16 protein-coding genes, 1 pseudogene and 1 riboswitch are annotated in these 22,755 nt (G+C 72.2%); of the genes and pseudogenes, 14 read left to right on the plus strand and 3 right to left on the minus strand.

All coding sequences use genetic code 11. From position 1 onward, the window contains the following. Nucleotides 1-18: 18 nt before the first annotated feature. The 3 genes and pseudogenes from ACFXDJ_RS13740 to ACFXDJ_RS13750 all read left to right on the plus strand — a co-directional run bounded on the left by ACFXDJ_RS13740 (nt 19) and on the right by ACFXDJ_RS13750 (nt 4,088). The gene (locus ACFXDJ_RS13740) at nt 19-1,626 is read left to right on the plus strand and encodes an alpha-amylase family glycosyl hydrolase (RefSeq protein WP_384653359.1); all 1,608 of its coding nucleotides are present in this window, start codon (nt 19-21) and stop codon (nt 1,624-1,626) included. A gap of 249 nt (nt 1,627-1,875) precedes the next feature. Beyond that, nucleotides 1,876-2,391, plus strand: a pseudogene (locus tag ACFXDJ_RS13745) (RNA-guided endonuclease InsQ/TnpB family protein); the annotation flags it as partial. A 602-nt stretch (nt 2,392-2,993) separates the two neighbouring features. Next, nucleotides 2,994-4,088 (plus strand): CobW family GTP-binding protein, encoded by a 1,095-nt coding sequence (locus ACFXDJ_RS13750; protein ID WP_384655506.1) that lies wholly within the window; start codon nt 2,994-2,996, stop codon nt 4,086-4,088. Nucleotides 4,089-4,102: 14 nt separating this feature from the next. Here the strand turns inward: ACFXDJ_RS13750 and ACFXDJ_RS13755 are convergent, their stop codons facing one another. Both ACFXDJ_RS13755 and ACFXDJ_RS13760 read right to left on the minus strand, forming a co-directional pair. Beyond that, complete coding sequence (locus ACFXDJ_RS13755; protein WP_384655504.1) at nt 4,103-6,190, minus strand: restriction endonuclease; 2,088 nt, start codon at nt 6,188-6,190, stop codon at nt 4,103-4,105. Between the two features lie 107 nt (nt 6,191-6,297). After that, on the minus strand, nt 6,298-8,754 hold the full coding sequence (locus ACFXDJ_RS13760) for a DNA topoisomerase (ATP-hydrolyzing) subunit A (RefSeq protein ID WP_384655502.1): 2,457 nt from the start codon (nt 8,752-8,754) through the stop codon (nt 6,298-6,300). A 233-nt stretch (nt 8,755-8,987) separates the two neighbouring features. Between ACFXDJ_RS13760 and ACFXDJ_RS13765 the strand changes: the two genes are divergently transcribed. The 4 genes from ACFXDJ_RS13765 to ACFXDJ_RS13780 all read left to right on the plus strand — a co-directional run bounded on the left by ACFXDJ_RS13765 (nt 8,988) and on the right by ACFXDJ_RS13780 (nt 13,775). Continuing rightward, nucleotides 8,988-10,349: a M16 family metallopeptidase gene (locus tag ACFXDJ_RS13765; protein ID WP_384655499.1), complete on the plus strand. Its 1,362-nt coding sequence runs from the start codon at nt 8,988-8,990 to the stop codon at nt 10,347-10,349. Between the two features lie 32 nt (nt 10,350-10,381). Then, the gene (locus tag ACFXDJ_RS13770) at nt 10,382-11,749 is read left to right on the plus strand and encodes a M16 family metallopeptidase (RefSeq protein WP_384655509.1); all 1,368 of its coding nucleotides are present in this window, start codon (nt 10,382-10,384) and stop codon (nt 11,747-11,749) included. A gap of 206 nt (nt 11,750-11,955) precedes the next feature. Next, nucleotides 11,956-12,115: riboswitch (cyclic di-AMP (ydaO/yuaA leader) on the plus strand. Between the two features lie 12 nt (nt 12,116-12,127). After that, a complete protein-coding gene (locus ACFXDJ_RS13775) occupies nt 12,128-12,919 on the plus strand; it encodes a M23 family metallopeptidase (protein WP_384655497.1) in 792 nt (263 codons plus the stop codon). A 190-nt stretch (nt 12,920-13,109) separates the two neighbouring features. After that, nucleotides 13,110-13,775, plus strand: a complete 666-nt coding sequence (locus tag ACFXDJ_RS13780) for a GntR family transcriptional regulator (protein ID WP_371618276.1) — start codon at nt 13,110-13,112, stop codon at nt 13,773-13,775. Between the two features lie 253 nt (nt 13,776-14,028). Here ACFXDJ_RS13780 and ACFXDJ_RS13785 read toward each other — a convergent pair whose 3' ends face one another. Beyond that, a complete protein-coding gene (locus ACFXDJ_RS13785; RefSeq protein ID WP_250746483.1) occupies nt 14,029-14,310 on the minus strand; it encodes an HPr family phosphocarrier protein in 282 nt (93 codons plus the stop codon). Nucleotides 14,311-14,494: 184 nt separating this feature from the next. Between ACFXDJ_RS13785 and ACFXDJ_RS13790 the strand changes: the two genes are divergently transcribed. From ACFXDJ_RS13790 to ACFXDJ_RS13820, 7 genes are all read left to right on the plus strand, one after another. Continuing rightward, on the plus strand, nt 14,495-17,320 hold the full coding sequence (locus ACFXDJ_RS13790) for a GNAT family N-acetyltransferase (RefSeq protein ID WP_384655494.1): 2,826 nt from the start codon (nt 14,495-14,497) through the stop codon (nt 17,318-17,320). Nucleotides 17,321-17,412: 92 nt separating this feature from the next. Further along, the gene (locus ACFXDJ_RS13795; protein WP_384655491.1) at nt 17,413-18,012 is read left to right on the plus strand and encodes a DUF5998 family protein; all 600 of its coding nucleotides are present in this window, start codon (nt 17,413-17,415) and stop codon (nt 18,010-18,012) included. Continuing rightward, complete coding sequence (locus tag ACFXDJ_RS13800; protein WP_384655488.1) at nt 18,012-19,220, plus strand: alkaline phosphatase family protein; 1,209 nt, start codon at nt 18,012-18,014, stop codon at nt 19,218-19,220. Before ACFXDJ_RS13795 ends, ACFXDJ_RS13800 begins: the two co-directional genes overlap by 1 nt. Before the next feature lie 56 nt (nt 19,221-19,276). Further along, entirely contained in the window at nt 19,277-19,927 is a 651-nt protein-coding gene (locus ACFXDJ_RS13805) for a thymidine kinase (protein ID WP_384655486.1), read from the plus strand. 222 nt (nt 19,928-20,149) lie between these two features. Continuing rightward, entirely contained in the window at nt 20,150-20,428 is a 279-nt protein-coding gene (locus tag ACFXDJ_RS13810) for an ABC transporter permease (protein ID WP_384655483.1), read from the plus strand. 42 nt (nt 20,429-20,470) lie between these two features. Continuing rightward, on the plus strand, nt 20,471-21,259 hold the full coding sequence (locus ACFXDJ_RS13815) for a hypothetical protein (RefSeq protein WP_384655481.1): 789 nt from the start codon (nt 20,471-20,473) through the stop codon (nt 21,257-21,259). A 6-nt stretch (nt 21,260-21,265) separates the two neighbouring features. Next, the gene (locus tag ACFXDJ_RS13820; protein ID WP_384655478.1) at nt 21,266-22,666 is read left to right on the plus strand and encodes a hypothetical protein; all 1,401 of its coding nucleotides are present in this window, start codon (nt 21,266-21,268) and stop codon (nt 22,664-22,666) included. The last annotated feature ends 89 nt before the right edge of the window (nt 22,667-22,755 follow it).

A 22,755-nucleotide genomic window follows, 5' to 3' on the forward strand; every position in this document is an offset into this window, starting at 1 on the left:
CCGTGAAAGGACCCCTCCGTGGCTGACTTTCCCCTGCCCGAAAACGCCGCCGACTGGTGGCGCTCGGCCGCCATCTACCAGGTGTACGTACGCAGCTTCGCCGACGGCGACGGGGACGGCACCGGTGACCTCGTGGGCGTCCGGGCCCGCCTCCCCTACCTCGCCGAACTGGGAGTGGACGCCCTCTGGTTCACCCCCTGGTACCTTTCCCCGCTGGCCGACGGCGGCTACGACGTCGCCGACTACCGCTCCATCGACCCCGCCTTCGGCACCCTCGCCGAGGCCGAGAAGCTCATCGCCGAAGCCCGTGAGCTGGGCATCCGCACCATTGTCGACATCGTCCCGAACCACGTGTCCGACCAGCACGCCTGGTTCAGGGCCGCCCTCGCCGCCGGCCCCGGCAGCCCGGAGCGCGAGCTGTTCCACTTCCGCCCCGGCCGCGGCGCGCACGGGGAACTGCCGCCCGGCGACTGGCCCTCGCAGTTCAACGGCGCCGCCACCTGGACGCGGGTACCCGACGGGGAGTGGTACCTGCACCTCTTCACCCCGCAGCAGCCCGACCTGAACTGGGACCACCCCGCCGTCCGCCGGGAGCACGAAGAGGTCCTGCGGTTCTGGTTCGAGCGCGGAGTGTCAGGCGTACGGATCGACTCCGCGGCCCTGCTCGCGAAGGACCCGGCCCTCCCCGACCTGGCCGGCCGCTCGCCCGAACCCTGGCCCGGCGAGGTCCACCCGTACATCGACCGGGACGACCTGCACACCATCTACCGCTCGTGGCGCGCCATCGCCGACGAGTACGGAGCCATCTTCGTCGGTGAGGTCTGGCTGCCGGACTCCGAGCGGTTCGCCCGCTACCTGCGCCCCGACGAGCTGCACACGGCCTTCAACTTCTCCTTCCTCAGCTGCCCGTGGGACGCCGGCCGGCTGCGCACGTCCATCGAGGAGACCCTCGCCGAACACGCCCCCGTCGGCGCCCCGGCCACCTGGGTGCTGTGCAACCACGACGTGACCCGCACGGTCACCCGCTACGGGCGCGCCGACACCGGGTTCGACTTCGCGGCCAAGGCCTTCGGGACCCCGACCGACCTGGACCTGGGCACCCGGCGGGCCCGCGCCGCCGCGCTGCTCACGCTCGCCCTGCCCGGCGCGGTGTACGTCTACCAGGGCGAGGAACTGGGCCTGCCCGAGGCCGACATCCCGCTCGACCGCATCCAGGACCCCATGCACTTCCGCTCCGGCGGCACCGACCCGGGCCGCGACGGATGCCGGGTCCCGCTGCCCTGGACCGCCGAGCCGTGGAACGGGGCCTGGCTGCCCCAGCCCCCGCACTGGGCGACGTACGCCGCGGACCGCCAGGCCGGCGACCCGGACTCGATGCTCACCCTCTACCGGACGGCCCTGTGGCTGCGCCGCGCCGCCGGCGGCTTCGGCGGCGGATCGCTGGAGTGGCTGCACGCGCCGCCCGGGGTGCTGGCCTTCACCCGCCCCGACGGCTTGGTCTGCGTGGCCAACCTGTCACCGGAGCCGGTACCGCTGCCGGCCCACACCGATCTCCTGCTGAGCAGTTCCGCCCTGGACGACGGCGGGCTGCTCGCGCAGGACACGGCGGTCTGGCTGCGGACCTGACGCCGCGGCCAGACCGCCGGAACCACTGCCCGACAGGCACCACCGCTCCACACGCACCGCCTCCCCGCACCACACCCCGTAGCACCGCATGGAGAGGTCCCACCGTCATGAGCGCAGCAGCACGAATCGCAGCACGCGGGAGGCCGGCGAGCGCGCTGGTCGCCGCGCTGGCCACCACCGCCGTACTCGGGGCGGCGGCCGCCCTGCCCCTGCTGGCGGCCCCCGCCGCGACCGCCGCCTCGTCCGTCCGACCAGATCGCGGGACTCCGTGCGAAAGCCAAGCGCCGGGCCCTGGACTGGCAGCACAAGACGACCACCACCATCGCCCGCACGTACGGAACGGTCGTGGTCGAAGCGCTCACCATCACGAACATGGTCAAGTCCGCCAAGGGGACCATCGAGGAGCCGGGCAGGAACGTCGCCCAGAAGACGGGGCTGAACCGCTCGATCAGCGGGGAGGCGTGGGGCCGGACGGTCACCATGCTGACGTACAAGACCGCCCGGCACGGCGGCGCCCTGCACAGGGTCCACGCCTCCGGCACCAGCCTGCGCTGCTCCGCGTGCGGCATCACCACGCCCGGCAGTCGGGAGTCCCAGGCCCTGTTCGTGTGCAAGAACCCGGACTGCGGATGGTCGGGCAACGCCGACCACAACGCGGCCCGCAACGTCTTGCACCTGTACCGGATGGGCCTCGCGCTCCTCCCGGCTGCCGGAAGGGCAGTCGTCAGGCGCGCGAAACGCGTCAAGCCCGCCACCGCAAGGTAGGCAGGAATCCCCCGGCTCCAGCCGGGAGAGCACTTCAAGGGAAGTACGTACAGGGCTGCGGCGGATACGGCGGCCAGATACGCCCGTACGAGGGCGGCGGGCTGAGCCGGAACGTCACGCTGAAGGACTTCGCCATCATCGGCGAGATCGCCGCCCGCGTCGACGACGACCAGGTCAACGCGATCGGCGGCGCGATGAGCGACTCCGTCACCGACAACGTGGCGGCGGAGAGAACTCCGGCTGGAACTCCAAGCTGCCGAACACCTACTGCGGGCCGTTCCCGCCGGCCAACGACCAGCCGGGCCCGGACCCGACACCGACACCCACGCCTACGCCGACCCCGACGCCGACGCCCACACCGACGCCCACGCCCACCCCGACCCCGACCCCACGCGGAACCTCGCCCAGGGCCGGCCGGTCTCGGAGTCCTCGCACACCCAGGGCTACCGCTTCGATCCGGCGAGCGGCAACAAGGTCACCATCGCCCTCCCGGACGGTACGAACCTGCGCCACCTGCGGCTGAGCGTCACCGGGAACACCGGCTGGCCGGCCGGGCAGCTCGGCGAGCTGGAGGCGTACACCGGCTGAGTACGATCGATCAGGTGAACAGCATCCCCGTGATCGTCCTTGCCGGATTCCTCGGATCCGGCAAGACGACCGTCCTCAACCACCTCCTGACCCACCGGGGAGGCACCCGGATCGGGGTCGTCGTCAACGACTTCGGCTCCATCGAGGTGGACGCGATGTCGGTGGCCGGCCAGCTCGGCGACTCGATGGTCTCCCTCGGCGGCGGCTGCCTGTGCTGCGCGGTGGACGGCAGCGAGCTGGACGCGTACCTGGAGAAGCTCGCCGACCCCGTCCACCGCATCGACGTGATCGTCATCGAGGCGAGCGGGCTGGCGGAGCCCCAGGAGATGGTCCGGATGCTCGTCGCCAACGAGAATCCGGCGGTCCGGTACGGCGGCATGGTGCAGATCGTCGACGCGGCGGAGTTCGACGCGACCCGGGCCGGGCATCCGGAGACCGACCGGCACCTGGCCGTCGCGGACCTGGTGGTGCTCAACAAGACCGACCGGGTGGACGCGGGCGAGCGGGCGAGGATCGAGGACGTGCTCGGCGGGCTCTGCGCGCCGGGGATCCCGGTCGTCGGCGCGGATCACGGGCGGATCGACCCGGAGCTGCTCTTCGACCGGCGGCCGTGGACCGAGACCCGCGGTCAGCTCTCCTTCGAGGACCTGCTGGCACAGGCGGACGACCACGGCCACGACGCCGATCACGCCGATCACGCGCACGCCGCGTACGAGAGCACGGAGTTCGTGTCCGAGCAGGCCCTCGACCCGCGCCGGTTCATCGAGTTCCTCGACCGCCGCCCGGCCGGGCTCTACCGGATCAAGGGCTTCGTCTACTTCGGCGTCCCCGGCCACGAGGAGTGCTACGAGGTCCACGCGGTCGGCCGGTTCCTCCGCTTCTCCCCGCACTCCTGGGGCCGGGGCGAGCCGCGCCTGACGCAGCTCGTCCTGATCGGCTCGGGCACGGACGGCCCGGGGCTGCTCCGCGAGCTGGAGGCGTGCCGGGCGGCGGAGCCGCGGAGCGCGGGACCGGAGTCCATGTGGGGCGTCCTGCGCTACGTACACCGCCCGGCGGAACCGGCTCCCGATGCCGATGCCGAGGCGGAGGTCGACGTAGAGGAACCGTGAGGGCGGCGGTCCCGTCAGGCGACCTCGATGCCGAAGTCGCCGAGGAGGGGTTCCAGACCGTTCGGGTAGCCCTTGCCGCCGAGGACGAAGTCCCAGTCGCCGCCCGCGCGGCGCCGGAAAGAGCCCAGGACCAGGGCCGTCTCGCCGGCGCGGCCGTCCGATACCTCCAGGCGGCCCAGCTCTTCGCCGCCGGGTCCCAGCAGCCGGATCCGGGCGTCGGTGAAGCCCGCCAGGTCGGCGTGCGGATCGGCATCCGGGTCGATCGCGGCGACGAGGACCAGCCGGTCGGCGCGGAGCGGCAGGGCGTCGAAGACGACCGCCAGCGCCGCCTTGTCGGGTGCCGAGTGCGCGTGGGCCCGTACCGAACCGTCGGGGGTGCTGGGGTTGTTGAAGAACACGAAGTGGTCCTCGCTCAGCACCCGGTTGCCTTCGCAGACCAGCGCGCACACGTCCAGCACGACCGGACCCGCCCAGGACATGCCGAGCACGTTCCGTTCGGCGGGAGGCTCGGACTCGCCCGTTCGCTGGGCCGGGACCGGGGCCGCCGGGCCTCCGCCGAGGCGTCCGCGCAGTCCGTGCTGGTGCAGCAGGTCCACGAGCGTGGCTCCGTCGACCAGTTCCAGCGGCTTGTCAGCGATGAACGCGTACGACGTGGGTCCGAAGGTCGCGGTGGTGACCAGTACCCCCTTGTTCGCCCCCCGGTCCTGGACCGTCCCGTACAGGTCGCGCACGGCCGTCGGCGCGACCGTGTTGCGGTAGCGCTTGACCTGCACCACGATCCGCCCGCCCCGGATCGGGGCCGGGTCCAGCGCCTCGACGTCCACCCCGCCGTCGCCGGAGCGCTGCGTGGTCACCGCCTCCATGCCCATGGCCCGGAACAGCTCCGCGACGAGGTTCTCGAAGGCGATCGGGTCCATCGCGAAGAGGTCGGGCTCCTCCTCGCCACCGCCCCCGTTCCCGCCGTGGCTGACGACGGCGCCGACCTCCTCCGGGCGGCGCCCCGCCCGCACGGCCGTCAGCTGGTCGGGCCGCGTCGACAACTGCCCGCGCAGGCCTTCGACAAGGCAGTCCACCGCGCTGACCTGCTCCAGCCGAAGTCCCGCGAACGTGCTGCGCGGTACCGACACCGTGGCGAGTACGAACCGGGCCTCCTGCCCGGTCACCGGATCGGGGCAGTCCACGAAGCCGTTGACCACGACCGAGTCCAGCACGCCGAACTCGTCTGCCGCGTACAGCTCGCGCACCACCAACAGCACGCATTGGGCCAGCAGGTCCCGGTAGAGCGCCCGCCGCTCCGTGACCGGCCGGGGCTTCACCTTGTCCTGGTCCGTGCTCGGCAGGTACTGGACCGCCCTGGCCTCCGGGACCACCGCGTACCCGGGCAGCTCCCAGTCCAGCACCAGCTGGCGCGCCGAGGGGTCGTACGCCGCCGCCAACTGCCTCGGCAGCGCCTCGGTCCAGGCCGTAGAGGCGTACAGGGCGGCCGAGAAGTACTCCACCACCGTCTCCGCGTCGCCGGTGCGCAGCGCCGCCGTCAGCTCGGTGAGCCCGCTGTTGTGCGCCCGGATCTCGGCGAGCTGCTCCGCCGCCCACCGGTCGTACTGCTGCCGGTACGCCGCCAGTTGCTGCTGCCGCTGCGCCTCAGCGGCATGGGCGGCCTGCCAAGCCTGGGTGTACCGGTCGTGGGCCTCGCGCTCCGCCTGTGCCCGCCCGCCCGAGCCGAGGGTCCAGCCGCTGCTCTGCTGCTGGAACTGGTCGATCCGCGGCATCGGTACCGGGTTCGCCAGCGTCCCGGGATTGAACGGCTCCAGCAGCTCGGGCCGGGCGAGGGCGGCCGTCCGGAACGCCGGTGCCCGGCACCCCGCGACCAGCAGGCCTTGCAGGGCGGCGACTTCGGAGTCGATCTGCGCCGTCCGCCGCAGTGCCTCGGCCTCGCGGCGCTGCCGGTGGGCCGCTTGTTGCTCACGCTGACCCCGGGCCACGTCACGTTCGTAGGTCCGCTGCCGGCGCTCCGCCTCGCGCTGCTGGATCAGCTGTGTCTGCTGCGTCCGGCGCTGGGCCTCGGCCCAGTCCCCGATCAATCCGCCCGACCGACGACTCATCAGATCCGTGTCTCCCCGCCCCACCCGACCGTGCCAAGAGGGAAAACACTAGTCGCCATTCGGGTGGTACGTCCCCTGGACGTACCACCCGAATGACCTCCCGCCTCCTAAAGCGCGGCCCCCGCCAGCGCCGCGACCGCGACCGGGAGCGAGGTGCCCGAGCCGTCCCGGCGCGGGTCCACCGCCGGCAGCTCGGCCGGGGTGCCGTTCGCCGTCGCCGCGCGGGCGGGCGAGCCGCCCGCCCAGGCCAGGACCAGCAGGTCCTCGCCCTTCAGGAAGCGCTGGCAGCGGACGCCGCCGGTGGCCCGGCCCTTGCGCGGGTACTGGTCGAACGGGGTCAGCTTCACGGACAGCAGGGAGTCGTCCAGCGTCCCGTGCGAGCCGGCCACCGTGAACACCACGGCGTCGCGCGCCGGGTCCACGGCCGAGAAGTGGATCACCTTGGCGTTGTCGGACAGCTTGATGCCCGCCATACCGCCCGCCGGGCGGCCCTGCGGGCGCACCTGGCCCGCCGGGTAGCGCAGCAGCTGGGCGTCGTCCGTGATGAAGACGAGGTCCTCCTCGCCCGTGCGCAGCTCGACCGCCCCGACGATCCGGTCACCGTCCTTGAGGGTGATGACCTCCAGCTCGTCCTTGTTGGCCGGGTAGTCCGGCACGACCCGCTTGACCACGCCCTGCTCGGTGCCGAGCGCCAGACCCTGCCCCGACTCGTCCAGCGAGGTCAGGCAGACGACCTTCTCGTCGGCCTCCAGCCCGGAGAGGAACTCCGAGACCGGGGCGCCGCCCGCCAGGTTCGGCGCGGCGTGGGTGTCCGGCAGCTGCGGCAGGTCGATCACCGAGAGCCGCAGGAGCCGCCCGTACGAGGTGACCGCGCCGATGTCGGCGCGAGCGGTCGCCGCGACCTGCGAGACGACCAGGTCGTGCTTGGCGCGGGCGCCGCCCTCCTCCTCGGGAAGCGGATCGGCGTTCGCGGTGCGGGCCAGCAGGCCGGTGGAGGACAGCAGCACCCGGCACGGGGTGTCCTCGACCTCCAGCGGTACCGCCGCGACCGGGGTCCCGGCGGATTCCAGCAGCACCGTACGGCGCTCCGTGCCGTACTTCTTCGCCACCGCGGCGAGCTCCGAGGAGACCAGCTTGCGCAGCTCGTTGTCGGAGTCCAGGATCCCGGTCAGCTCGTCGATCTCGCCGGTCAGCCGGTCGCGCTCGGACTCCAGCTCGATCCGGTCGAAGCGGGTGAGGCGGCGCAGCGGGGTGTCCAGGATGTACTGGGTCTGGATCTCGCTCAGCGAGAAGCGCTCCATCAGGCGCTCCTTGGCCTGGGCGGAGTTGTCGCTGTCCCGGATGATCCGGATGACCTCGTCGATGTCGAGCAGGGCCACCAGCAGGCCCTCGACCAGGTGCAGCCGGTCGCGCCGCTTGCCCCGGCGGAACTCGCTGCGGCGCCGCACGACCTCGAAGCGGTGGTCGAGGTAGACCTCCAGGAGCTCCTTGAGGCCCAGCGTCAGCGGCTGTCCGTCGACCAGCGCGACGTTGTTGATGCCGAAGGACTCCTCCATCGGCGTCAGCTTGTACAGCTGCTCCAGCACGGCCTCGGGGTGGAAGCCGTTCTTGATCTCGATGACCAGGCGCAGGCCGTGCGAACGGTCGGTGAGGTCCTTGACGTCCGCGATGCCCTGGAGCTTCTTGGAGCCGACCAGGTCCTTGATCTTCGCGATGACCTTCTCGGGGCCGACCGTGAAGGGCAGTTCGGTGACGACCAGGCCCTTGCGGCGCGGGGTCACGTCCTCCAAGGCCACCGTCGAGCGGATCTTGAAGGTGCCGCGCCCGTTCTCGTAGGCGTCCTTGATGCCCGCGAGGCCCACGATCCGGCCGCCGGTGGGCAGGTCGGGACCCGGTACGAAGCGCATGAGCGCCTCCAGGTCCGCCTCCGGGTAGCGGATCAGGTGGCGGGCGGCCGCGATGACCTCGCCCAGGTTGTGCGGGGCCATGTTGGTGGCCATGCCGACCGCGATCCCGGACGCGCCGTTGACCAGCAGGTTCGGGTACGCGGCCGGGAGTACGACCGGCTCCCGCTCCTGGCCGTCGTAGTTCGCGGCGAAGTCGACGGTGTTCTCGTCGATGCCGTCCGTCATCAGCGACGCGGCGTCGGCCATCTTGGACTCGGTGTAGCGCATCGCGGCCGGCGGGTCGTCGTTGCCGAGCGAGCCGAAGTTGCCGTGGCCGTCGACCAGCGGGAGCCGCATGGAGAAGGGCTGCGCCATGCGCACGAGGGCGTCGTAGATCGACGCGTCTCCGTGCGGGTGCAGTTTGCCCATGACCTCGCCGACGACGCGCGCGCACTTGACGTAGCCGCGGTCGGGGCGCAGGCCCATCTCGTTCATCTGGTAGACGATGCGCCGGTGCACCGGCTTCATGCCGTCGCGTGCGTCGGGCAGGGCGCGGGAGTAGATCACCGAGTACGCGTACTCGAGGAAGGAGCCCTGCATTTCGTCGACGACGTCGATGTCGAGGATCTTCTCCTCGAAATCCTCCGGCGGCGGGGTCTTCGTGCTGCGGCGGGCCATCGCTGCGCGGCTCCTTAACCAAGAATCGGGATGAGCTGAGCTCTCACGGGGTGGGCTGGTGGGCCTGGCCGGGTTTCGGACAGGGGTGACGCGGACCATTGTGGCCCGAGGCACCGACAACGCCGACTCCGACCCAGGACTGGGCCGGGAACTTCTCCGGTCGCCGACACGCTTGCATACAGTGGCAGGTCTGACAGGAATCTCTGCATCGCGATCGAAGGGACCACATGCCCATGGGTCACACGGCCACAGCCCAGGCCGGCTCCGGCGGCCTCACAGCGACCGAGCACAGGCTGGCCAACGGCCTGCGCGTGGTGCTGTCCGAGGACCACCTGACCCCGGTCGCCGCGGTCTGCCTCTGGTACGACGTCGGCTCGCGCCACGAAGTCAAGGGGCGTACCGGCCTTGCTCACCTCTTCGAGCACCTGATGTTCCAGGGCTCGAAGAACGTGTCCGGCAACGACCACTTCGAACTGGTCCAGGGGGCCGGCGGCTCCCTCAACGGCACCACCAGCTTCGAGCGCACCAACTACTTCGAGACGATGCCGACGCACCAGCTGGAGCTCGCCCTGTGGCTGGAGGCGGACCGGATGGGCTCGCTGCTGGCCGCCCTGGACGAGGAGTCCATGGAGAACCAGCGCGACGTCGTCAAGAACGAGCGCCGCCAGCGCTACGACAACGTCCCGTACGGTACGGCCTTCGAGCGGCTGACCGCCCTCGCGTACCCGGAGGGCCACCCGTACCACCACACGCCGATCGGCTCGATGGCCGACCTGGACGCCGCGTCCCTGGAGGACGCGCGCACCTTCTTCCGTACGTACTACGCGCCCAACAACGCGGTGCTTTCGGTGGTCGGCGACATCGACCCCGAGCAGACGCTCGCCTGGGTCGAGAAGTACTTCGGCACCATCCCCGGCCACGACGGCAAGCAGCCGCCGCGCGACGGCTCGCTCCCCGACATCATGGGCGAGCAGCTGCGCGAGGAGATCGTCGAGGAGGTGCCGGCCCGCGCCCTGATGGCCGCCTACCGGCTCCCGCACGACGGCACCCGCGAGTGCGACGCCGCCGACGTGGCGCTGACCGTCCTCGGCAGCGGCGACTCCTCCCGGCTCCACAACCGCCTGGTCCGCCGCGACCAGAGCGCCGTCGCCGCCGGCTTCGGCATGCTGCGCCTGGCCGGTGCGCCCTCGCTCGGCTGGCTGGACGTCAAGACCTCCAGCGGGGTCGAGGTGCCCGCCATCGAGGCGGCCGTGGACGAGGAGCTCGCGCGGTTCGCCGCCGAGGGCCCGACGGCTGAGGAGATGGAGCGCGCGCAGGCCCAGCTGGAGCGCGAGTGGCTGGACCGGCTGAGCACGGTGTCCGGCCGCGCCGACGAACTGTGCCGCTTCGCGGTGCTGTTCGGCGACCCGCAGCTGGCGCTGACCGCCGTCCAGCGGGTCCTCGACATCACCGCCGAGGAGGTCCAGGCCGTGGCCGCGGCCCGACTGCGCCCGGACAACCGCGCGGTGCTCGTGTACGAGCCGATCGCGGCGGACGAGTCGGCCGATGCGGCCGAGAACAGCGACGAGAACGAGAACGAAGGGGCGGAGCAGTGAGCGACACCGCAGCCGACACCGCAGCCGTCACGATGACCTTCCACCCGCGGCCCCGGGCCGGCGAGCCGCAGCCGTGGGCCTTCCCGGCCCCCGACCGCGGGGTCCTGGCCAACGGCCTGACCCTGCTGCGCTGCCACCGGCCGGGCCAGCAGGTCATCGCCGTCGAGATCAACCTCGCCGCCCCGCTCGACGCGGAGCCCGAGGGCCTGGACGGCGTGGCCACCATCATGTCCCGCGCCCTGTCCGAGGGCACCGACAAGCGTTCCGCCGAGGAGTTCGCGGCCGAGCTGGAGCGCTGCGGAGCCACCCTCGACGCGCACGCCGACCACCCGGGCCTGCGGGTCTCCCTGGAGGTTCCGGCCTCCCGCCTGCACAAGGCGCTGGGGCTGGTCGCCGAGGCGCTGCGCGCGCCGGCCTTCGCCGACGCCGAGGTCGACCGCCTGGTGCGCAACCGGCTCGACGAGATCCCGCACGAGCTGGCCAACCCGCAGCGCCGCGCCGCCAAGCAGCTCTCGAAGGAGCTGTTCCCGGCGTCCCTGCGGATGTCCCGCCCGCGCCAGGGCACCGAGGACACGGTCGCGCGGATCGACTCCGCGGCCGTACGGGCCTTCTACGAGGCCCACGTACGCCCCGCGACCGCCACCGCGGTGATCGTCGGCGACCTGACCGGCATCGACCTGGACGCCGTCCTGGCCGACACCCTGGGCGCGTGGACCGGTGACACCACCGAGCCCCGCCCGGTCGCACCGATCACCGCCGACGACCGCGGCCGCGTGGTCATCGTGGACCGGCCCGGCGCCGTCCAGACGCAGTTGCTGATCGGCCGCATCGGGCCGGACCGGCACGACCGGGTCTGGGCGCCCCAGGTGCTCGGCACGTACTGCCTGGGCGGCACCCTCACCTCGCGCCTGGACAAGGTGCTGCGCGAGGAGAAGGGGTACACGTACGGCGTGCGCGCCTTCGGCCAGGTGCTGCGTTCCACCGCCGACGGCAAGGGCGCCTCGATGCTCGCCATCAGCGGCTCGGTGGACACCCCGAACACCGGCCCGGCGCTGGACGACCTCTGGAAGGTGCTGCGCACCCTCGCCGAGGGCGGCCTGACCGACGCCGAACGGGACGTGGCGGTACAGAACTTGGTGGGCGTGGCCCCGCTGAAGTTCGAGACGGCCGCCTCGGTCGCGGGCACCCTCGCCGACCAGGTCGAGCAGGAGCTCCCGGACGACTACCAGGCGCAGTTGTACGCGCGGCTCGCCGAAACGGGCACGGTGGAGGCCACTTCGGCGGTCGTCAGCGCCTTCCCGGTGGACCGCCTGGTCACGGTGCTGGTGGGCGACGCCTCGCAGATCGAGGAGCCGGTACGGGCCCTCGGGATCGGCGAGGTCACCGTGGTCACCAACTGACCGGACGGAAACCGTCCGTTCGGCGGTCACAGGAGGGGCTCTGGCGGCTTGTCCGCAGGGGCCCCTTTTGTCCGTTTGGTCGCGTGGTTGCTCGAATGTGGTGTGGCGTACGCAACAAAAGGGCGTGTCTGTTTGGCGATTGACTGATGATCCGCCTAGCGTCGGCCGTGCTGTCCGTCAGTTGTAACCGCCGCGTCCGCGGCACCGGACAGCGATCGCCGAGTCCCCGTCAGGCGCGAGCCTGGGGAGCCGGGGACCCACATGTGTCCCTGGGGTGAATCGGACCGCCTCGCGAGAGGGGGCCCGTAGGAGACCTTCCTGCTCCGAACCCGTCAGCTAACCCGGTAGGCGAGAGGGAAGGAAAGGATCAGCCCCTTCATGGCCTTTGGCAGTCGTGCCGCCGGTAAGCACCGTGGTTCCAGTCGTTTGAGCCGCAAGACCGCCGGCTACGCCGGTATAGCCGCCGTCGTCACCACCGGTGTCGTCGGCTCCCTGGCCGGCCCGGCGTTCGCCGCGGACAAGGCCCCCACCGTCGAGGACACCGGCCTGAACACCATCGTGGTGGCCGACGAACTCGCCGGCGAGATCCAGGCGCAGGCCCACTCCCAGCAGCGGGCCGCCGAGGCCGCCGCCGCCAAGGCGCAGGCCGAGGCCGACGCGAAGCAGCGGGCTGCCGAGGCCAAGGCGAAGGCCGAAGCCCGCGCCAAGGAAGAGCGTGACGCCGCCGAGCGCGCGGCCCGCGAAGAGGAGCGCAAGCGCCTCAACACCTTCGTGGCCCCGATCACGGACTCCTACGTCAGCACCCAGTACCACGCGGGCGGCGGCATGTGGTCCTCCGGCAGCCACACCGGCATCGACTTCCACGCCGCCTCCGGCACCGAGGTGCACGCGGTCGGCATGGGCACCGTGGTCGAGGCGGGCTGGGGCGGCGCGTACGGCAACAACGTCGTCATCAAGCACGCCGACGGCACCTACACCCAGTACGGCCACATGACCTCGCTGAGCGTCTCCGTCGGCCAGCAGGTGACCCCGGGCCAGCAGATCGGCCTGTCGGGCTCCACCGGCAACTCCAGCGGCCCGCACCTGCACTTCGAGGCCCGTTCCGGCGAGGCGTACGGCACGGACATCGACCCGGTCGCGTACCTGCGCTCCCACGGCGTCAACGTCTGACGCAGGCCGCACGACGCAGGCTGCACGACGCTCCGCCGCACGCGTGTCTTCCCGAAGGCCCCGGCTCTCTCCGAGCCGGGGCCTTCGCGTTGTGTGAATGTTTCGTATTTCCGGCCGTCCTCGGAAATTATCGTGTGTTGCAATAGAGTCGCAGTGCGTACAGCCATACGAAAAAGGCGGAGGTCCGGTCTTGCGTATTCCCGCGCACACGGTATGCACAGCAATCCGCGACGACATCGTCTCCGGGGTGTTCGAACCCGGTGGCCGGCTGACCGAGGAGGTGCTGGCCCGCCGGTACGGAGTCTCGCGCGTCCCGGTGCGCGAGGCACTGCGCACGCTGGAGTCCGAGGGGTTCGTGACCACCCGCCGGCACGCGGGCGCCTGCGTGGCCGAGCCGACCGAGCAGGAGGCGGCCGACCTCCTGGAACTGCGGATGCTGCTGGAGCCCCTGGCGGCCGCCCGGGCCGCCCGGCGCCGCGGCGAGGCCCACCTCAAGGTGCTGCGGGGGCTGGTCAGGCTGGGCCAGGAGAGGGCCAGGAGGGGGCAGGGGGAGGACCTGCGCTCCCTGGGCGGCTGGTTCCACGAGACGCTCGCCCAGGCGTCGGGCAGTCCGGGCCTGATCACGCTGCTCACCCAGATGCGCCACAAGCTGGCCTGGATGTACGTGGTGGAGTCCCCGGCGCGGCCGGTGGAGTCCTGGGCGGAGCACGGCGCGATCGTGGACGCGGTGGCCCGGGGCGACGCCGAGCGGGCCCGGACGCTGACCGCGGCCCACGTCGACCGCGCGGCGGGAGCGTACCGGATCAGGGTGAGGACTTTGCAACCTGCCGTAAACATGGCGAGCGGCCGGCATTAACAAACGCCGTATACAAAGGTCGGATATCCGCGGGGCATCGGGGGATATCACGGCCCGTGCAATTCGCGGAAATTCGTGTCCGGGTGCGCCGCGCGCATTTCCGGCCAAGCCTGCCGCCGGGCTGATTAACCAGCCGCGCGCGCCCGATTCGCGCGCCCGGTGCGGCTGAAACGCAGCGAAGCCGTTGCCCCCCGACGGTGGTCGGTCGGCAACGGCTTCGCCGTGCAAGTCCGCGAGGTCGAACCCGAGGGGTTCAGACGGTCTCGGGGAGCTCCTCAAGACCCTCGGCGACCAGCTTCGCGAGGCGGTCCAGTGCGGCCTCGGCGCCATCGGCCTCGGACGAGAGGACGATCTCCTCGCCGCCCTGGGCGCCCAGGCCCAGAACCGCCAGCATGGAGGCGGCGTTGACGGGGTCGCCGCCGGCCTTCGCGATGGTCACCGGGACGCCGGAAGCGGTCGTCGCGCGGACGAAGATCGAGGCGGGACGAGCGTGCAGGCCCTCGGCCCACCCGACGTTGACGCGGCGCTCTGCCATGGTGATGCCCTTCAGGTTCTTACGGTTGTCTAGACCAGTCTCTCACGACGCCCGGAATGGTCGGACCGACCTTCGGCCCGAAAATCCCGCCGTTCGACCTGTCCCAGCTTGCACTGATTCGGGACAGCTTGCCCGATGCGCCGCGCCCAGGCCACCCGAACCGTTCGAGCCTTAAGGTGGCCCCATGACCACCGAGTCGGACCCCTCGTACCCGGACCACTGGGAAGCCGACGTCGTCCTGCGCGACGGCGGAACCGCCCGGATCCGGCCCATCACCACCGACGACGCGGGCCGGCTGGTCAGCTTCTACGAGCAGGTCTCGGACGAGTCCAAGTACTACCGCTTCTTCGCTCCTTATCCCCGGCTCTCCGACCGCGACGTGCACCGCTTCACGCACCACGACTACGTGGACCGCGTGGGCCTCGCCGCGACGATCGGGGGCGAGTTCATCGGCACCGTCCGCTTCGACCGGATCGGCTCCGACGGCCGCCCGGCCAACGGGCCCTCCGACGAGGCCGAGGTGGCCTTCCTCGTCCAGGACGCCCACCAGGGCCGCGGGGTCGCCTCGGCGCTGCTCGAACACATCGGCGCCGTGGCGCGCGAGCGCGGCATCCGGCGCTTCGCCGCCGAGGTGCTGCCCGCCAACACCAAGATGATCAAGGTGTTCACGGACGTCGGCTACCAGCAGAAGCGCAGCTTCGAGGACGGCTCCGTCCACCTCACCCTCGATCTCGAACCCACCGCCGAGTCCCTCGCCGTGCAGCGCGCCCGCGAACAGCGCGCCGAGGCCCGGTCCGTGCAACGGCTCCTCGCCCCCGGATCGGTGGCGGTGATCGGAGTCAGCCGCTCCGGCGGGGGAGTGGGCGCGGCCGCCCTGCGCAACCTGCGCGACAGCGGTTTCCACGGCCACCTCTACGCCGTCAACGAGGCGTGCGCCCCCGGCATCGCGAGCGGCCTGCTGGACGGCGTACGGGCCTACCGCACGGTCGGCGACATCGGAGCCCCGGTCGACCTCGCGGTGATCGCCGTCCCCGCCGAACGGGTCCCGGAGGCGGTGGCGGCCTGCGGTGAGCACGGGGTGCAGGGGCTGGTGGTGCTGTCCGCCGGATACGGCGAGAGCGGGCCCGAAGGCCTGGCCCGCCAGCGCGAACTGGTGCGGCAGGTGCGCTCGTACGGGATGCGGCTGATCGGGCCGAACGCCTTCGGGGTGATCAACACCGCGCCCGAGGTGGGGCTGAACGCCTCGCTCGCCCCGGCCCCGGCCCCCGCGCGGGGACGGGTCGGCCTGTTCACGCAGTCCGGGGCGATCGGCATCGCGCTGCTCTCGGGGCTGCTGCGGCGCGGGGAAGGGCTGTCCTCCTTCGTCTCCGCCGGGAACCGGGCGGACGTCTCGGGCAACGACATCCTCCAGTACTGGTACGACGACGAGGCGACCGACGTCGCGCTGATGTACCTGGAGACCCTGGGCAACCCGAGGAAGTTCACCCGGCTCGCGCGGCGCACGGCGGCCGTCAAGCCGGTGGTCGTCGCCAAGGGCGGCCGCCACACCCCCGCCGGACACGTGGTCCCCGGCACCCGGCTGCCCGAGGCGACCGTGTCGGAGCTGCTGCGGCAGGCCGGCGTGATCCGCGTCGACACCGTCACGGAGCTGGTGGACGTCGGCCTGCTGCTGGCCTCGCAGCCCGTACCGGCCGGACCGCGGGTGGCGATCCTCGGGAACTCCGAGTCGCTCGGGGTGCTCACCTACGACGCGTGCCTGACGGAGGGGCTGCGGCCGCTGGCGCCGCTGGACCTGACCACCGCCGCTTCGCCGGAGGACTTCCGCAAGGCGGTCGCCGCGGCGCTGGCCTCGCCGGACAACGACGCGGTGGTCGTCACCGCGATCCCCTGGGTGAGCGAGCAGACCCTGGCCGACGACCTGGCGGAGGCCTTGCGGGCGGCGGTCGCGGAGCACCCCGGCAAGCCGGTGGCCGTCGTCCACGTGGAACTGGGCGCCCTGGCCGAAGCCCTTTCGGCGGCCACGGCCCCCGCGGGCACCTTCCCCCACCCCGCCCTCTCCCCGTACGGGGGCTCCGCGCCCTCCGCCCCGGCCGGGCCGCAAAGCCTGCCGGCGGGCCCGGACGCACCCGGCGGCGACGCGATCCGGATCCCCAGCTACCCCGCCGCCGAGCGGGCCGTCAAGGCCGTGGCCGAGGCCGTGCGGTACGGACAGTGGCGGCGGGCCACCGCCGAGGCCGGGCAGGTGCCCGAGTACGAGGACATCGACGAGAGCGGGGCCGCCGGACAGCTCTCCCGGCTGCTGGCGCACGTAGGGGACACGGAGGCGCTCCAGCTCCCGGACCCCGACGCCCGCGAGCTGCTGGCCCGGTACGGGATCCGGGTGCTGCCCACGCTCCCCGCCCCCAGCGCGGACTCCGCCGCCCGCGCCGCCCAGGTCCTCGGCTACCCCGTGGCCCTGAAGACCACCGCCCCCCACCTGCGCCACCGCTCCGACCTCGGCGGCGTACGCCTCGACCTCAACACCGAGGCCGACCTGCGCCGGGCCTACGGGGAGCTCACCGAAGCGCTGGGCAGACCGCAGGAGCTGCTCCCCGTGGTCCAGTCCATGGTTCCCCGGGGCGTCGACACCGTCGTCCGCTCCGTCATCGATCCCGCGGCCGGCGCCGTCCTCTCCTTCGGGCTCGCCGGAGTCGCCTCCGAACTGCTCGGCGACACCGCCCACCGGCTGGTCCCCGCCACCGACCGGGACGCGGCCGGCCTGATCCGCTCCATCCGCACCGCCCCGCTCCTCTTCGGCTGGCGCGGCAGCGACCCCGTGGACACCCCGGCCCTGGAGGAACTGCTCCTGCGCCTGTCCCGCCTCGTCGACGACCACCCGGAGGTGGTCGGGGTGGCCCTGGAGCCCGTGGTCGTCGCCACCGACGGGCTCTCCGTGCTCAGCGCGACCGTCCGCGTCGCCCACCCGCCCGCCCGCGGGGACCTCGGGCCGCGGACCCTGCCCAGCTACTGAGCCCCGGACCGGCGCGGGCCGGTGCGGACCGGGGCGGTCCGGGGCGGTCCGGGGCGGCCGGGGTGCCCCGAACGGGCCTTAGGATGGACCTCATGGCGAAATCCGGTACGACGACCCAGGGGCTGCGCACGGCGATCGAGCGCAGCGGCTACTACCCGGCCCTCGTGGCCGAGGCCGTGGAGGCCGCGGTGGGCGGCGAGCCGATCTTCTCGTACCTGGTCCACCAGGAGACGACCTTCGACTCCAACGAGGTGCGCAGGCACGTCACCGTGCTGGTCCTGACCGGCAACCGCTTCATCGTGAGCCACACCGACGAGCAGGCCGCCGACGCCGGTTCCCCGTCGCCGTACGCGACCACCTCCACCGAGTCGGTCAAGCTGGGCACCATCTCCTCCGTGGTCCTCAGCCGCGTCGTGGCCAACCCGGAGTCCTACACCCCGGGCACCCTGCCCCGCGAGGTCGTCCTGACCATCGGCTGGGGCGCGGTCTCGCGCATCGATCTGGAACCCGCCGCTTGCGGGGACCAGAACTGCGACGCCGACCACGGGTACACCGGCAACTCCACCGCCGACGACCTCAGCCTGCGCGTCAGCGAGGCGGGCGACGGCCCCGAGGCGGTCCGCCAGACGCTGCTCTTCGCCCAGGCCCTCTCCGAAGCCACGGCGGCCTCGTCCGCCGGCCCCGCCCGCTGATGGCGTACACCGCCGCGGCGCAGAACTGGCAGGACGAGCCGGAACTGCTGGACCTGGCCGGCGCCCCCGTCCCGGAGTACGGCTCGGGCTCGCTCGCCGACCTGCTGCCCACCCTCGTCGCGGGCCAGGGCGTACCCGGCTTCGAGGCCTCGATCCCCGAGCTGACCCCGGCCGACCGGAACTGCGTGTTCCTGGTCGACGGCATGGGCTGGGAGCAGATCAAGGCCCACCCGGAGTGGGCCCCGTACCTCACCTCCCTCCTCGGCAGCTCGCGCGGCGGCACCGGCCGCCCGATCACCGCGGGCTTCCCGGCGACCACCGCCACCTCGCTGGCCTCCGTGGGCACCGGCCTGCCGCCGGCCCGGCACGGCCTGCCCGGCTACGCCGTGCGCAATCCGGCCACCGGCGAACTGATGAACCAGCTCCGCTGGCAGCCGTGGACCTCGCCCAAGCCCTGGCAGCCGTACCCGACGGTCTTCCAGCAGGCGGATGCGGCCGGAGTGGCCACGGCCCAGGTGTCCGCCCCCGCCTTCCAGAGCACCCCGCTCACCAAGATCGCGCTGAGCGGCGGCACCTTCCTCGGCCGGATGACCGGCGAGGAGCGGATGGACCTGGCGGCCGAGCGCCTCGCGGCCGGCGACCGCTCGCTCGTGTACACGTACTACAGCGAGCTCGACGGGGCCGGCCACCGGCACGGCGTCGACTCCGACGCCTGGCGCGGCCAGCTGATGTACGTGGACCGCCTCGTCCAGCGCCTCGCCGAGCAACTCCCGCCCCGCACCGCGCTGTACGTGACCGCCGACCACGGCATGGTGGACGTCCCCTTCGACGAGGACTCCCGCATCGACTACGACGACGACTGGGAACTCGGCGCGGGCGTGGCCCTGCTGGGCGGCGAGGGCCGGGCCCGGCACGTGTACGCCGTACCGGGCGCCGAGGCCGACGTGCTGACCGTCTGGCGCGAGGTGCTCGGCGACCGCTTCTGGATCGCGAGCCGCGAAGAAGCCCTGGAACTGGGCTGGTTCGGCGCACCGGGCGAATGCGACGAGCGGGTCCTGGGCCGGATCGGCGACGTGGTCGCGGCCGCCCAGGCCGATGTCGCGATCACGGCCTCGCGCAACGAGCCCAACGAGTCGGCGCTCACCGGAATGCACGGCTCCATGACCCCGGCCGAGCAGCTCGTCCCGCTGCTCGAAATCCGCTCCTGACGCCTCCCCCCCCACCCCGCCGTTCCCTCTCCCTGACCCGAAAGGTCCTGCTCCCCATGCCCGAGCTGGTGTTCTTCTCCGGAACGATGGACTGCGGAAAGAGCACACTGGCGCTCCAGATCGCCCACAACCGCGATGCGCGGGGCCTGCAGGGCGTGATCTTCACCCGTGACGACCGTGCGGGCGAGGGCAAGCTCTCGTCCCGCCTCGGGCTGGTGACGGAGGCGGTCGAGGCGCCGGAGGGCATGGACCTGTACGCGTACCTGGTGGCCCAGCTCTCCAAGGGCGGCAAGGCGGACTACGTGATCGTGGACGAGGCGCAGTTCCTGGCCCCCGTCCAGATCGACCAGCTGGCGCGCATCGTGGACGACCTGGGCCTGGACGTGTTCGCCTTCGGCATCACCACGGACTTCCGGACCAAGCTCTTTCCCGGTTCGCAGCGGCTGATCGAGCTGGCCGACCGGCTGGAGCAGCTCCAGGTGGAGGCCCTGTGCTGGTGCGGGGCCCGTGCCACGCACAACGCCCGCACGGTGGGCGGCGAGATGGTGGTCGAGGGCGCGCAGGTCGTGGTCGGCGACGTGAACCGCCCGGCGGAGGAGATCGGGTACGAGGTCCTCTGCCGCCGCCACCACCGCAGGCGGATGACCTCCGGCGCGGCCCACGCGGGCGCCCTCTCCCCGGACGTCCTCCCCGTCAACCACGCCTGACCGTCCACCTGCCCCCGCCGTCGGGCAGGCCTTGACCGGGGTCGGGGGCGCGCGGAGACTGGACGTACGTAGTACGTGTGCATCGTAGGTGTACGCCGTCAGGCCCCGTCCCGTAGACGCCGGCGGCGGCGTGGTCGTGGCTCCACGACCCGGACCCTTCACCCCGAGCCGGTGCCCCGCACGGGCAGCGCACCGGCGCAGTCACAGAGGGGAGGCCGCGCGATGGCCTTCCACATGCTCCAGAACCACCCCACGAGCCCGGTCCGCACGCGCTTCTGGGCGGAGATCGCCCTGGGATCCCTGTCAGGGCTGCTCTTCCTGGTCACGCTCGTCCGGCGGGACTGGATCGAGCTCCTCTTCGGCGTCGATCCCGATGCCGGCAGCGGCGCCCTTGAGTGGCTCATCGTGGCCGCCACGGCCCTGGTCACCGTCCTGTGCGCCCTCGGGGCGCGGATGGAGTGGCGCAGAACCCACCCGGCCGGCGCGCACGCCTCGCGGTAGCGGAGCCGGGCCGAGGCAAGCCGAGGCAAGAGGAGGATTGCCATGCCTGAGGATGTGAGGGACCTCATCCGGCAGGCGCCGCTCAGCTTCGTCGGTACGGTCACGAGGCTCGGAGACGCGCGCGTGGCGGACGTACCGGTCGACGAGCGGACCGCCGTGGTCCAGGTGGACGCGGTGTTGCACGCACCCGACGCCTTCAAGAAGCTCGCCGGCAGCGAGGTCACCGTACAGCTGTCGGCGGAAATCGACCCGCCGGCCGTCGGTGACGCGGCCGCGTTCTTCACCAACGGAACGGTCTACGGCAAAGGGCTCGCCGTCCAGGAGATCGGACGGCTGTCCGCGGACGCGGTCCAGCCGCACCTCTCCCGCGCCGCCAGGACCGCCGACGCGATGCCGTTCTCCGCGCTGGAGCGCGACATCGAGGACGAGGACATGGTCACGCACGCCGGTGAAGCCGACGCGGTCGTGATCGGCGTCGTCGTGGGCCTGGAGCAGGTGGCCCGCGGCCGGGCGGGCGGCGAGGGGCCGGGGGGCGAGGGGGAGCAGGGCGAGCACGTCTCGGAGCACGCCCCCAACTGGTGGCTCGCGCGGCTCGACGTGAGTCACGTGGAGGAGGGGGAGGCCGCCGAGGGGCGGCTCACCGTGCTCTACCCCAACAGCCGGGACTTCCGCTGGTACCAGGCGCCGAAGCCGCACGCCTCGCAGGAGGGAATGTGGTTCCTGCACGCCACCGAGGGCGCCCTGGCCCAGTGGGCCCCGTTCCAGATCCTCCACCCCGATGACTACCAGCCGGTGCAGAAGCTAGAAGCGCTGCAGGCGGCACGGAGGTGACCGGACATGCCCACGCTCAAAGTCGTCAACATCACTCCCGTCGCGCTGAGCGGCGACCGCACCCAGGACGCCGAGCCCGGCCTCGCCGTCAACCCTGAACACCCCAACGAGGTGGTCGCGACCGCGTTCACACCCGACCCCATGGGAGGCTCCCTCGCCCCGGTCTACGTGTCGACCGACGGCGGGGACACCTGGACATTGAGAAGCATCGTCCCGGGAGGCACCCCGAAGCTCGGCACCGGGGACATCTCCGTCAGCTTCGCGTCCAAGGGAGGCGCCCTGTACGCGGGCATCCTCAACGCCCAGGCTTCCCTCCAGGACGTCCTGCGCATGCAGATCCTGCGCTCGCCGGGCATCTCCTCGACGTCGCCCATGCAGGTCCTCGTCTCCCGGGACAGTCCGGACCAGCCGTGGGTCGTGGCCGGCAGCGTCCAGGAGAACGGGACCACCCGCGACCGCGTCTACGTCGCCAACAACGACCTGGGAGGCCGGCCCAGATCCGCCGCCGTGGACGTCTCCGTCGACGCCCGCACGGCGCCGGCGCCCGCCGGATTCACCCGCAACCGCATCGAACAGCGCACCACGGCAGGCCAGGACGGGCCGCCCGTACGGATCGCGCTCCACCCCGGCGGGACGGTCTACGCGGCTTTCGAGAGCTGGCAGGACGCCACCGACGGCGGGGGCGACATCACCAACGTCACCTTCGACGTCGTGGTCAGCCGTGACGACAACGGAGGCGTCGGGGCCAACCCCTTCCAGGACCTGAAGGACGCCGACGACTCGGCCATCGGCCAGCGCGTGGCGACGGGGCGGGTCGAGAGGTTCAACGCGTTCATGGGCCAGGAGCGCCTCGGCGGCGACCTCGCGATCGCGGTGGACCCCACGGACGTGGCCGGCGTCTGGGTGGCCTGGTGCGACCGCGTCGGCGCGTCGGCGGGGGTCGGCTGCATCCTGCACGTCCGCCACTCGACCGACTTCGGGCAGACCTGGTCGGACGATGTCCGTACCGTCACCAACGCCAAGAACCCGGCGCTGGCCGCGAACGCGGACGCCCTGCTCGGACTGGCCTACCAGCAGTTCGGCCAGGGGCAGTGGGCGACGGTGCTGGAGCTGACGGCCGACGACTGGAAGACCCAGCCGGAACGCCACGTGCTGCACCAGGCTCCGGCCAACGTGCCCACGGCGCGCTTCCTGCCGTTCTTGGGCGACTACATGCGGCTGCTCACCGTCGGCCGCGACTTCTACGGGGTGTTCTCGGGCAACAACACGCCCGACCACGCCAACTTCCCGGAGGGGGTGACGTACCAGCGCCACGCCGACTTCGTGAGCCACCAGTTGCTCGACCTCGACAACGTGACGCGGGTGCCCCCGTCCATCGACCCGTTCTTCTACCACCGGGCCGCGTAGACGGTCGTGGGGGTGGGGGGGGGGTCCGACGGGCTGCGGGCGCCCGCCGCCGACGGCACGGCCGGGGGCGAGGACGGCGCCACCCAGGC

The sequence above is a fragment of the Streptomyces sp. NPDC059443 genome (genome assembly GCF_042750105.1).
Lineage (GTDB): Bacteria > Actinomycetota > Actinomycetes > Streptomycetales > Streptomycetaceae > Streptomyces.